We start from the raw sequence: 12,968 nt of genomic DNA, 5'->3' as shown, positions 1-12,968 counted from the left end.
TTTCTAGCTCATCACATTCCCACCATCAACATTATAGGTTTGCGCTGTAATGTAGTCTGACAGTGGTGATGCTAAAAATAGTGCTGTACCTGCAATGTCATTGGGCATACCCATTCGTCCGAGAGGGACCTCTTCGCCCACAAGCTTTTTCTTTTCGCCTAATGGACGATGTTCATATTTAGCAAAAAGTGCATCGACATGTGTCCACATCGGTGTGTCAATAACACCGGGCGCAATAGCATTGACGGTAATCCCTTTGTCTGCAAGGGCCAGTGCTGCGGATTGGGTGTAGCTGATCACTGCTGCTTTCGTCGCACAGTAATGGGCGACTAACGCCTCTCCTCGACGACCTGCTTGCGAGGCCATGTTGATGATTTTCCCGTTTGCTTTGGCGTCTACCATAACGTTGGCGACGTCTTGCATCAGAAAGAACATGGCTTTTACGTTGACGTTAAACAGCTTGTCAAACTGCGCTTCTGTTGCTTCTAGCAATGGGCCCATGTCGAAAATGGCGGCGTTATTGAAAAGCACATCAATTTTCCCGAATCGTGAAAGCGTCGATGTGATGAGGTGCTGTCTGGTCGCAGAATCTGTAATGTCGCCATGAATATATTCCACGTCGTCACCGAAGCGGCCAAGCAATGCTGCAACGCCGGGTGAGGGCTCTTGCGGCAAGTCAGTGATGACACATTGTGCCCCGCTTGCAAGGTACGCATAAGCTACAGCCAGTCCTATCCCACCATTCGCGCCAGTCAGTAAGGTAACTTTCCCCTCGAGTAACGGCTTTCCATTTTGGGCCAGTGATAATGTCATGGGTAACGCTCCTGATAACTCTCTAGCGTTAAGCGTATCTCTTTGGCAAGCGTTTCACTGTACAAAGGAAATCGCTTATTGAGCCCCTGCCAGATGTCAGGGTCCTTTGTAAAGGCGGTGACGGGATCCTCTTGTACCATCCACTTTTCAGCCACGTAGAGATAAGGGTCTCTGTAATTAAACCTAAAACGCTTTTCGACCAACAAAGAGAGGAAAGCAAACCAATGTGCGATAAGTTTTGTGGCAGCTTCCGGCATGTATCCCCGTTCGAGGTTCAGCCTGACGGTAGGCAGCACGAATTGTGGAAACTTACTGATGCTGTCCATCGCAATACGCTCAATACTGTCGGCAATATAGGCATTGCCAAAACGGGACAAAATGGTTGAACGGTAGTCTTCCATGTCGAACGGGCGATCATAAATCGTCGGGATAACTTCATTTTGATGATAGCGACGTAACCACTCGTTCAACTCGGGATCGCGAACATTTTGGTCATAAGTGACATAACCACGGAGTGCGCCTACATAGGAAAGGAGGAAATGCGCACCATTGAGTATTCTGATTTTAGCCTCTTCATAGGCATGCACATTTTGGGTGAAGGTGACGCCTACTTTTTCAAGAGGGGGGAATTCGTTCGCAAATGAATCTTGAATAACCCATTGTTCAAAATCTTCCCCCATGATTGGGCAGGCATCGGATACGCCAGTTGCCTGTCGAACATCTTCAACCAAATTGGCGGGAGGGACAGGCGTTATTCTGTCCACCATGGAGCATGGAAAGGTGACGTTGTCACATGTCCATTTGAGCAATATGTCATTCCCTGCTTGTGAAACAAACTGCTTAAATGCATTGTCGAGTCGGTTGCCATTGTTCCTTAGGTTGTCACAGGTTGCGACCGTTAAAGAGCCGGAGCCGCTTGCTAATTTCTGACGTGCTAACAGGGCAATAGCAAGGTAGCCGTACAAGGTGGCCGGTTGTCCGGACTGCTGACGAATAACCTCAATATCGTGTTGGATCTCGGGGTGTTCTGAATTCAACTCATCATTATCGTTCAGGTAGTAGCCACCTTCAGTCACCGTGATTGTCAATGCTTTTACATTTGGGCAGCTAAATACCCGCCTGATTACGGACACGTCTGACGATGCATCTTCAATACTATCTATGCTGTTGATCTGTATGTATTCCGCATCGCCGTTGGGCGCGATCCGTTTGAAGTAGTACGCACCATTTTGTCTCTTTAACATGCTTGGGAGTTCGGATGTTTCGGCGCGTAGATTGATGCCGGTGTAATACCAGCGATCTTCATCCGGAAGTTGCTCGTTAAGCTTTTGTAGATAATAAGCTTGGTGCCCTCGATGGAAGGCTCCAATACCAAAGTGTACAAGACGCTTGTGATCAGACATGGCTGACCTCGCCATAAACATTGAGTGCTTTGTCCTCGCCATCAAACAGATACACACGGCTAGGATCGAGTTTGATGCCGACCGTTGCACGCAGGGTTGGTGTGTACTTCGGATCTGCTCTGACAACAACGGTTTCTCCGCTAAGGGTGCGAATGTAGGTTAGTGTTTCAGAGCCGAGTTGCTCAATCACTTCAACGTCACCTGTTAAATCACCTTGGTGGGCATCACAGATGGAAAGAGATTCAGGTCTAAAGCCGATGTATTTTGCTGACTCTGCATCCTCTTGATAGAGGGACTTATCAAGGTTAATGCGCGCATCAGTCCCAAATTGAACATGTACTACGTCATCGTTTGCTGAAACATGGTCGACCGGCAACACGTTCATTTTTGGTGTACCTATAAAGGTCGCAACAAATCGATTGGCAGGCTGGTGGTATAGCTCTAGGGGAGAGCCTATTTGTGCCACTTCACCTTGGCTCATGATCACCACTTTGTCAGCCAATGTCATGGCTTCAATTTGATCGTGAGTAACGTAAATCATGGTGCTTTCAAGTTCTTGATGAAGGCGGGAGAGCTCAATACGCATTTCTACTCTAAGTGCAGCATCAAGGTTGGAAAGAGGCTCGTCAAATAAGAAGACCTTTGGATTACGCACAATCGCGCGACCAATGGCAACGCGCTGACGTTGTCCGCCAGACAATGCCTTAGGTTTCCTGTCTAAGAGGGCTTCTAATTTCAACGCTTTGGCCACCTTGGTGACTTTGGTTTCGATCTCTTCTGGAGGACGTTTGGCCAGTTTCAATGCGAAAGACATGTTGTTTTTCACGGACATATGGGGGTAGAGCGCATAGCTTTGAAACACCATCGCAACGTCGCGTTTGGACGGGTGTGTTTCAATGATCGATTGTCCATCCAGATGAATATCGCCGCCAGACGATTGTTCGAGCCCTGCTATAGTTCGAAGTAGGGTGGATTTGCCGCAACCTGAAGGGCCCACAAAAACCACAAATTCGCCTTTTTTAATTTCAAAATCGATATCTTTTAGCGCGAGTGTTTCGCCGTATTTTTTATAGAGATGTTTGACTTGTAAGTAACTCATTTGACAGCCCCAAAGGTTAATCCTTGAACCAGTTGTTTCTGACAGAACCAACCGAGAATGACGATCGGCGCACAGGCCAGTGTAGATGCGGCAGATAGCTTCGCCCAGAACAGCCCTTCAGGACTTGAATAGGTGGAGATCATGGTGGCCAGTGTGCCTGCATTTGCGGAGGTTAAATTGATCGACCAGAACGCTTCGTTCCAACTCAACACAATGGAAAGCAATGCCGTGGAGGCAATTCCACCTAAAGATAGTGGCAGAAGCACATGGCGAATTTCGCCTAGTGTGTCGGCGCCATCAAGTCTGACGGCTTCAAGAATGTCTCTTGGGATGTCCTTGAAGTAAGAAAACAGCATCCAAACTACAATCGGCAGGTTAACCAAGGTGTAGATGATGGTGAGTGCCAATGTGGTATCGAGTAAGCCCGCTTTCTGGCACAAAATGTAAATCGGCACCAATACGCCAACGGCCGGCAACATTTTTGTCGATAGCATCCAAAGCAGCATGTCTTTGGTGTGCTTTTTCGGATAAAACGCCATGGAATACGCAGCTGGGATCGCTATGATCAAGGCCAGAATGGTAGATCCAAATGCCGTGATAACCGAATTAATTGCAAACTTTAGATAATCACTTCGCTCCTGAACCAAACCAAAATTCTCTACCGTCGGTTCAAAAATGAAGCTCGGTGGTATTTCAATGGCTTGTTGTTCGGTTTTGAATGCGGTGATCAACATCATAAGGATCGGAAAGAACACCAGAAGTGCTAACGCCCAGCATATGATGGGGCGAAGCCATCCAGTTTGGTCAATGAGTGATACGTTTTTAGCCATAACGCCCCCTAAGTCACTAAGTTTTTGCCGATCGCGCGGATCAGGAAAAACGCCACGATATTGGCCAGAATGACCGCAATCAAACCGCCAGCTGATGCTACGCCGACATCAAATTGCATCAACGCTTGCCCGAATATGAGGAAGGCAAGGTTGGTGGATTCATAACCCGGGCCACCACCTGTCGTCACGAATATTTCGGCAAAGATAGAAAGCATAAAAATGGTTTCTATCATCATGACAACGGCAATAGGCCTTGCGAGGTGTGGCAAGGTGAGATAACGAAAAACCTGCCATCCGGTGGCACCATCGAGCAATGCGGCTTCTTTTTGTTCGTGGTCCATCGATTGCAAAGACGTGATAAAAATCAGCAGCGCAAAGGGCATCCATTGCCAACTGATCATGGCAATGATTGAACCCAGCGGGAATTGGGCGAGCCAGTCAATAGGCTCTAGCCCGACACTTTCCCAGAGCGCAGCAAGTACACCGTAAACGGGGTGCATCATCATGTTCTTCCAAATTAGTGCGTTGACGGTTGGCATGATGAAAAAAGGAGAAATCAGTAAGACACGAGCAACACCGCGACCAAAAAAAGGTTTGTCTAAGGCGATAGCAATGATGAGCGCACCAATGACTGTCACGACCAAAACCATCCCAACCAATGTCAGCGTGTTGAAGATAGCGGGCCAGAAAGCTTCGTCCGTGTAGAAAAATTCGAAGTTCATCGAGCCAATGAACTCGTTGTCTCCGGGATAAAGTAAGTTATATCTGATGGTTGAAAAATAGATCGTCATAGAAAGCGGGACGATCATCCAGAGCAGCAAGCTGACAAAGGAGGGAGCAACCAACAGCCGAGGCAACCATTTTTGCATTAGTAATTACCAGTAAAGCTGAGTGAGAGGCCGGGCAGAAAGCCGCCCGGCAATGAGATGGTTACTTGTAGTAGCCTGATTTGCGCATTTCTCGGTCAGCAGACTTGTTGGCGTTTTTCAGTGCATCTTCCACCGAAACCTTCCCTGCAAGTGCCGATGTAAATTGCTGTCCAGCCGCGATACCAATTGCTTGGAACTCAGGGATAGCTGCGAACTGAACACCCACATAAGGGGTTGGCTTCAAGGTGCTGTTTGCTGGGTCAGCGGAGTTGATCGCTGCCAATTCTGCTTCAGCAAAAACAGCGGCTTCTTGGAAGTTTGGATTGTCATAAGTTGATTGACGGGTGCCCGTCGGTACATTCGCCCAGCCATTTTCTTTGGCAACGAGATTGATGTAATCCTTCGATGTTGCCCAAGTAATGAATTTTTGAGCTTCTTCTGCGTTTTTGGTTGCAGCAGGTACCGCTAGTGCCCATGCCCAAAGCCAGTTAGCTCCACGATCAGTCACGGCGACGGGGGCTTGTGCGAAGGCTACTTTATCAGCCACTTTACTTTGATTAGGATCAGAGATGAACGATGCTGCAATCGTGGCATCAATCCACATGCCGCATTTCCCTTCGTTGAACAGAGCGAGAATTTCGTTAAAGCTATTCGAGCTAGAGCCTGGAGGGCCGTAGTTTTTCAAAAGGTCTACATAGAAGCTTACTGCGTGTTGCCACTCTGGCGTGTTTAGCTGAGGTTTCCAATCTTCATCAAACCAACGCGCACCAAATGAGTTTGCCATTGTGGTGATGTAGGCTGCGTTGTCACCCCAGCCTGGCTTTCCGCGTAAACAAATGCCATATACCCCGTTATCTGGGTCGTGAATGGCAGCGGCAACATCACGAATATGTCCCCACGTTGCGCGGTCTGGTACCGTCATTCCTGCTTTATCCACCAAGTCTTTACGGTACATCACCATTGAACTCTCACCGTAAAAAGGGACGGCGTAAAGTTTGTCGTCATAAGAAAGGCCAGCTCGCATCGCCGGAAGGAGGTCATCAACGTCATACGCTTCGTCAGTCTCAACTTCTTTCAACCAACCTTTCTCGCCCCAAATCGGGGTTTCGTACATTCCGATTGTCATGACATCAAATTGACCACCTTTGGTCGCGATGTCAGTGGTAACACGCTGACGAAGTACGCCTTCTTCCAGCGTTACCCAATTTAACTTGATATCAGGGTTCTGCTTTTCGAACTCTTCACTCAGCTTTTGCATTTCGATCATGTGACCATTATTTACCGTTGCAATGGTTAGTTCCGTCGCGGCAAAGGTAGGCAGTGATAGTGCAGTGCACCAAGTAGCAAGAGCTGTAAGCGTTTTCCTTTTTGACAACATTATTAATTCCTCACTGTCGGATGATGTGTAACGGCTTTTCGTTAACATTCATGCAACAATGAAAGTACAAAAAAAGGCAAAGGTGAACGAAAACGGTAAAGAAAAGTACTTTTATGAAAGTGGAAGATGAAATTTTTACTTTGAGGAGGTTGTTGCGTTAAGAAATGTAGGCGGTGTTTTAAAGAGGGTGTCATTGAAATCAGACACCCTTTGCATGAAGGCGCATATCAGCAGTGTAGCGCTTTAGATTCCAATTCAGATAGGAGGTCGTCATCGGCGATGGCGATGGGATCTTGTTTCAATATACGCTCACAGTATAGGGTCATGAAATCCTCGCGGATTAGCTGTTCCAGATCGGTTGCTCGCTCTGTTGGGCAGAATAAACGCACGTGGACTTGGGGGTCCCCCAAGCTGGTTGAAGTAACATGAATATGCGGATCTGCACCCGGAAGATCGACACCAGCATGGCGCTCTATCACATGGTTATAGCGTGTTGCCACCTCGTAGAAGTCTTCACAGTGGTCATCGATTCTCGCAAGTAAGCTAGGTACCAAGGGATAGAGATTAGCGGTTTCTTTGACCGTAATGTGAAACTCATGATAGACGTAACGCTTCATGAAATTGAGATTTTTCACGGGGGTTGTAAAAAACAGGCTGTTTGGAAACGTCACTGTTTTCCCTGTATACGCATAAGTACCATGGTGCAGATCGATTTCTTGGATCTTGGTCGCCATAAGATTGTGTTCGATCACCTCACCACAAAGATTACCGACCTCAATCCACTCCCCAATTTGAAATGAACGCGAACTTGCGCGCTGAATGGAGCCTGTAAAGCAAAGGATGATTTCTTTGGATGCGACGACGACAGCTACTGCAATTGCGGTTAATGACAATGCAAATTCGTTGACTTCAGAGCGCCAGAGTATAAAAAGGACAATGAGAAAAAGGGTAAAGGTGCCGTTTTTGGTTCTGGAAATCCACTTACGCTGATCTTCACTGAGGAAGTTGGCGTCGCCCCATATCCATTTGATCAATATCCGTCGAATTACCCAGAATATTGAGAGAACGACAAGGGTGAAAAGAAATTTGTGTTCGCTAAAGAACACGATGATTGGTCCAAGATGCTCCACTACTCAATCCTGTTTGCTTTTGGAAAACTTAGTTGTTCATGGTTACAAAAATGAAGTGATAGGTCTAAATGCCTAAACATCACCATAACGCATAGATAATATGCTAAGTACAGTAAAGTTTAACGTTGCGTCTCGCAAGGCGAAAAGAACGTAATTAGTAAAACAATAGCCCACACATTGATTCTTTAGTGTGTTTTGAACGCATTCATTCATAAGGCATATTTCTTTTCGCTGGGTCCTTTGTAAGCGAGCGGGACACTTTGCTCTAAAAGTCGTTAGTGTAGAAATGAATATCCAGTGTGCTTACATTCGTAAGATGATGGGCTTCTCTTTTGTGAGTCATAATCTCGAAAAAAAACCATGGTCACTTTAACAATTCTATAACTACTGCCACGCTTTTATAAATGAGACAGGAGTTTCATTAATGCGTAGTAAGAGTGATTAGGAGGGGGCATGGGAAGCCTTGGTAAAGCGAGCATCGGAGTCATGTTTGCGTCAGTAGTAATAATAAATCAGGTACATGCAGTAGATGTAGAGCCCTTCAATGATGCATCGATTCTGTCTCAATCTCCCGTAAGGGCAGCGTTAAGCTCAAACAGCAAGGTCAACGGCTTTGTTCCTGTCGAAACGGTGTCTCTCCCTAATGGCAAAGTGAAAACTAAGTATCGACAATTCTATGATGGCGTGCCGGTGCGTAAGGGCTTTGCCGTTTCAAGCACCACGAATGGCCAAATCAAAGAGGTTTATGGCAAGCGAGTGGTTGGATTGAGCAGTGTTGTTCCTTCTATTTCTCCCTCGATCAGTACGCAAGGAGCACTACAACGCCTTAAAGCTCAGTATCACTTTGGTGTGCCAATTGCAGATATTGTTGAACCGGAGAATGAGGAAAGCACGCTATATGTTTGGCTGGATGTTAACGGTGAAGCAAAGTTGGTTTATGAAGTTAGCTTTTTCCTACCGTCTAAAAAACCTACTCGGCCTCACGCGCTGGTGGATGCGAAAACCGGTGAGATTTTAAAAATCTGGGAAGGTTTAACAAATATTGAGGATTTGGGTCGTGGACCCGGAGGCAACGAAAAGACAGGTCAATACAACTATGGGACCGACTATTCTGCGTTCACCATAGACAAAACAGGGTCAACATGTACGTTAGAAACCGCCAATGTTAAAACAGTCAATTTGGCCCACGGGACGTCGGGGTCGACAGCGTTTTCTTATGGTTGCAGCGACAGCAGTAATACAAACACGTTCAAAACCATTAATGGTGCATATTCTCCGCTGAATGATGCCCACTTCTTTGGCCAGCTTGTGTTTGATATGTACAAGGATTGGCTGGATCTTTCTCCGCTTTCTTTCCAACTCGTCATGCGTGTGCATTACGGCAGCAACTATGAAAACGCGTTCTGGAATGGTTCCTCAATGACGTTTGGTGATGGGTACAGCCGTTTCTATCCCTTGGTGGATGTGAATGTTTCCGCGCACGAAGTGAGCCATGGGTTTACCGACCAAAACTCGGATCTTATTTATTCAGGGATGTCCGGCGGCATTAACGAAGCGTTTTCTGATATTGCGGGTGAAGCGGCTGAGTTTTACTGGAAAGGCTCGGTTGATTGGCAGGTCGGTCGAGATATTTACAAAAATAGCGGTGCATTGCGCTACTTTGAGACGCCTTCCGATGATGGCATCTCAATAAATCATGCTAGTCAGTACTACAGTGGAATGGATGTCCACTATTCGAGTGGCGTGTTCAATCGCGCCTTCTACTTACTGGCGAATACTGCAGGGTGGGATGTCAAAAAAGCCTTTGAGTCTTTCGCCTTCGCGAACAAATTATATTGGCAGGCAGACTCCAACTTTGATGACGGCGGGTGCGGCGTTGTTCAGGCTGCGGGTGACTTGGGTTATAACACAACAGACGTGATAAACGCGTTCAGTCAGGTTGGGGTTTACGCTTGCCTCGATGCGACAGAGCTGACGAGTGGGGTTCCGGTTTCGAACCTCAGTGATAGCGCGACAAATGAATCGTATTTTTATTTTGGACTGCCTGCGAATACAGACTCAGCAAGCATCACGCTTTCTGGTGGCACAGGAAATGCTGACTTATATCTGAAATTTAATGGCTGGCCGACAACGTCAGACTACGACTGCGCGTCGACCGGAAACAACAACGACGAATATTGTGATGTGACCTTCCAAGGCAGCGGAGAATACAATGTGCTGCTGATTGCAGAGTCTGATTATAGCGGCGCAACCATACAGATGGACCTTGTTGAAGCTCCGCCACAAGAGATTAGTGTTGGGCAGACAGTCTCGGGTTTATCTGGAGCAAGAGGTGACACACTGTTTTACCGTTTTGCAATTCCAGACAGTGGTAAAAATCTCCGTGTCGCGTTATCAGGCGGCACCGGTGATGCTGATTTGTATATCAGAAAAGGGGCCACCCCAACTCTAACAGAATATGATTGCCGCCCGTATTATTGGGGCAATGAAGAAACCTGCACAGCATCGGGTTCTCCGGGCGACGTATTTTATGTCATGCTCCATGGTTATTCGTCTTTTTCAAATACTTCAATCACGCTGTCTTTGGAGCCGGAAGATAGCCAGCAACCAGAAGACCGCGCGGATCCAATTGACCCTTCAACACCCGCCTCTAACCTACAAGGAAATGCGGGAGAGGCGATCTATTATTCATTTACAGTGACGAGTGCTGGCGTTCTCTCTAGCGGAAATGTATCTACCTTGTCGGCCGCACCGCTCAATAGCGATAACATCACTATCGTGCTGTCTGGAGGGCTAGGAGACGCAGACTTGTATGTGAGGGCAGGGCAAGCTCCAACGACTGCCATATATGACTGTCGCTCTATCTCGTCGTCTAATCAAGAAGCGTGTTCTCTGACGAACTTATCAGAAGGTGTTTACTACGTGATGATATACGGTGCTCAGGCGTTTGAAGGTGCGACGTTATCGATGAACAGTTCCTCGTCATCTGACGAAGCAACAGCCTCTGGTGGCGGAGGCGGCAGCATGTTTTATCTTCTTCTGCTCATGCTACCTTTCAGTGCAAACCGATGGATTAGGCGACAGTTGCCCGAGAGAGAACATTGAGTATAGCGTGGCTCTCTTTTGCACCGGTTAAAGATGGCTGGCCTTTTAAATAAGTCAGTAGTTGTTTAGCAACTGCAGTGGGGGTTAGCTGAGTGGTATCTATCTCAATGTCATAACGAAGGTTTTGATGGACGAGATTGTACTCACTTTCTGCTAACCCAAGTGCTCTGTCACCGCGTTCTTTCTCCCTGAGTGCAGCGACAAGAAGGTGGCACTTAACGCCGACTAGACATACCTCAAAGTCTTTGAGTGTATTTAGGATATCTAGCTTTTCTTTATCAGTACTCCAGGCGTTGTCCAAGATGAGGTTACAACCCGCATTGGCAAGGCCTTTGGCAGCTTGATGATAGCCTTCGACGAGCGTTGGATAGTGGTAACCTTCACGAGTGATCGCTTTACCTTCCTGCATTTTTTGAAGATCAGAGTTTGGGAGTGAATAAAGCACACTATCAATGCTGAAGTTCAAATACTGAACGTTAAGCATTTCAATCAGTTCTTTTGCAAGACTCGTTTTTCCTGCGCTACCTGTGCCATTGAGAAGAATTATCTGTGGCAACATCGCGAACTCCCTAAAAATGAGATTTATGCAATTAAATTCGTATGACGGAATTATGTACAGTGCGTATATGGGGAATTGGCGTATTACTCACAGATTTCAATGACTTTTTTTGCAGTTAGCCTCTCAAATTCAAGAAAAGTCAATATTAACGTTTCATGACATATACGGTCTATTTCGGACGTTTTTTCATCGTTATCTTTATAGTTCCTGAGGAAACAGCGATTAATCAGAGAGATACAATGAAGGGTTAATAAACTGAAAAGATCACTCGGCCCGTAACTATGTCCTTGAATAAACATTTGACTAAAAAAATACCAGATTGTTTCCCGTTATTTACCCCATGATCGAACTTCAGTTGACGCCGGTACTTTCAAGCCTCTGTTAAACAAAAAGAGGTAATTGACATGAAGAAATTGTATTCAACGGTGCTGGTGGTTTTGGGTTTAGCTTTAGTCGGATGTGGCGGCGGAGAAAGTAGCAATACTCCGCACACACAGGCGAAATTGAGAGTGATTCACGCAGGCTCGGATGCGCCGAAAGTGAATGTGGCAGCAAACGGCACTGAGCTTGTTAGTGGGCTAGATTACGGAAAAAGCAGTGGCTTCGCGACAGTCAACGCACAATCTTATGCGGTCGACGTCAACGCGGTGCTTCCAGAGAATAAAACATCCACGGTATTGCAGGAGAACTATACATTAGGGGCAGAGAAAAACTATTCCGCGGTTGCTGTTGGCAGTGTCGCGGACAGCACGCTAGAAATTGTGGTCTTAGAAAACGCCGATGAACCGGTTGCAAGTGGATATGCCCGCGTTCAGGTGTTGCATGGTACACCTGCCGCGCCCAAGGTGGATGTCTATGTCACTGCGCCCGGAGGGTCACTTGTCAACCCAGCTTCTACGCTCAGCTACCGCCAATTTAGTGACCAAATTTCTGTGCCTGCTGGTGACTATCAAATCCGTATTACTCCAGCAGGTTCGCAAACGGTGGTCTATGACAGTGGAACTGCAACATTAGCATCCGGCTCAGACTCTCTATTTGTTGCTATTCCCAATGTATATGCTGGCAACAGTCGTGCTCCCGTTGCGTTACTTGCCGCATCAGGGACAGGCGCATCTGTCATCCTTGACCAAGGAACGGGTGGTGACGTGCGTGTCGTGCATGCAGTGGCAGATGCACCTGCTGTGAACGTGACGTTGAATAACTCAGCGACGCCTGCGGTGACGGGTCTTGTCTATCTTAATGAAACTGATTTTGTGATATTGCCTGAGGGAGAACAAACGGTCACAGTTTCAGTGCAGAGTAATAACCAACCTGTTATACAAAACAAAGCAGTGAGTATCGACAAGGGTGTTTTCTACAATGCCATTGCGTTAGGCTCCGTTGATAACAGCGATGCATTCGATATTGAATTGTTAGCCGTTGAAGAAGACAGAAGGAAAGTCGCGACAGAAGCAAAACTGTCTTTGGTACATGGCTCTGTGTCCGCGGGTACGGTCGATGTGTATGTGACGCCAACCACCGATATCTCTTCAGCTACGCCTGCAATCGCTGGGTTTGAATACAAACAGTCTGTCACCGGAGTGGCGATTGCGCCAGGCTCTGCGGTAGTTTCAGTGACGCCTGCGGGCAGCAAAACGGTCGCAATTGGCCCTCTGAACGTTACCTTTGAAGGTGGAAAACTCTACGGGGCGATTGCCCAAGATGCGCAAAATGGCGGTGCGCCATTAACCGTCAACGGTTTCGATGAATTGAATTAACTCAGTGTTTCGCGAAGGAATAAAA

10 protein-coding genes are annotated in these 12,968 nt (G+C 47.0%); 2 read left to right on the top strand and 8 right to left on the bottom strand.

The genetic code is table 11. From position 1 onward, the window contains the following. Window positions 1-3 precede the first annotated feature (3 nt). The 7 genes from LRP49_RS02660 to LRP49_RS02630 all read right to left on the bottom strand — a co-directional run bounded on the left by LRP49_RS02660 (window position 4) and on the right by LRP49_RS02630 (window position 7,522). Entirely contained in the window at window positions 4-813 is an 810-nt protein-coding gene (locus LRP49_RS02660) for an L-iditol 2-dehydrogenase (protein WP_274140011.1), read from the bottom strand. Further along, window positions 810-2,216, bottom strand: coding sequence for a mannitol dehydrogenase family protein (locus tag LRP49_RS02655; RefSeq protein WP_274140009.1), 1,407 nt, complete (start codon window positions 2,214-2,216; stop codon window positions 810-812). The genes LRP49_RS02660 and LRP49_RS02655 overlap by 4 nt, the downstream gene beginning before the upstream one ends. After that, window positions 2,209-3,315 (bottom strand): ABC transporter ATP-binding protein, encoded by a 1,107-nt coding sequence (locus LRP49_RS02650; RefSeq protein ID WP_274140007.1) that lies wholly within the window; start codon window positions 3,313-3,315, stop codon window positions 2,209-2,211. Before LRP49_RS02650 ends, LRP49_RS02655 begins: the two co-directional genes overlap by 8 nt. Beyond that, window positions 3,312-4,145, bottom strand: a complete 834-nt coding sequence (locus tag LRP49_RS02645; RefSeq protein ID WP_274140005.1) for a carbohydrate ABC transporter permease — start codon at window positions 4,143-4,145, stop codon at window positions 3,312-3,314. Before LRP49_RS02645 ends, LRP49_RS02650 begins: the two co-directional genes overlap by 4 nt. Window positions 4,146-4,153: 8 nt before the next feature. Further along, window positions 4,154-5,014: a carbohydrate ABC transporter permease gene (locus LRP49_RS02640; protein ID WP_067419368.1), complete on the bottom strand. Its 861-nt coding sequence runs from the start codon at window positions 5,012-5,014 to the stop codon at window positions 4,154-4,156. A 61-nt stretch (window positions 5,015-5,075) separates the two neighbouring features. Continuing rightward, entirely contained in the window at window positions 5,076-6,392 is a 1,317-nt protein-coding gene (locus tag LRP49_RS02635; protein ID WP_274140001.1) for an ABC transporter substrate-binding protein, read from the bottom strand. 227 nt (window positions 6,393-6,619) lie between these two features. Next, window positions 6,620-7,522, bottom strand: a complete 903-nt coding sequence (locus tag LRP49_RS02630) for a mechanosensitive ion channel family protein (RefSeq protein WP_274139999.1) — start codon at window positions 7,520-7,522, stop codon at window positions 6,620-6,622. Between the two features lie 486 nt (window positions 7,523-8,008). Here LRP49_RS02630 and LRP49_RS02625 point away from each other — a divergent pair, with 486 nt between their 5' ends. Beyond that, complete coding sequence (locus tag LRP49_RS02625; protein WP_420791518.1) at window positions 8,009-10,627, top strand: M4 family metallopeptidase; 2,619 nt, start codon at window positions 8,009-8,011, stop codon at window positions 10,625-10,627. On the opposite strand, the gene LRP49_RS02620 is transcribed toward LRP49_RS02625, so the two are convergent. Continuing rightward, the gene (locus LRP49_RS02620; RefSeq protein WP_274139995.1) at window positions 10,596-11,186 is read right to left on the bottom strand and encodes a chloramphenicol phosphotransferase CPT family protein; all 591 of its coding nucleotides are present in this window, start codon (window positions 11,184-11,186) and stop codon (window positions 10,596-10,598) included. The genes LRP49_RS02625 and LRP49_RS02620 overlap by 32 nt on opposite strands. A 404-nt stretch (window positions 11,187-11,590) precedes the next feature. Between LRP49_RS02620 and LRP49_RS02615 the strand changes: the two genes are divergently transcribed. After that, window positions 11,591-12,943, top strand: a complete 1,353-nt coding sequence (locus LRP49_RS02615) for a DUF4397 domain-containing protein (protein ID WP_274139993.1) — start codon at window positions 11,591-11,593, stop codon at window positions 12,941-12,943. Window positions 12,944-12,968 lie beyond the last annotated feature (25 nt).

Origin of the sequence: Enterovibrio qingdaonensis, from assembly GCF_028683135.1 — a bacterium.
Lineage (GTDB): Bacteria > Pseudomonadota > Gammaproteobacteria > Enterobacterales > Vibrionaceae > Enterovibrio > Enterovibrio qingdaonensis.
The sequence above is the reverse complement of the archived record's forward strand: the minus strand, read 5'-3'. Positions and strand labels throughout refer to the sequence as shown.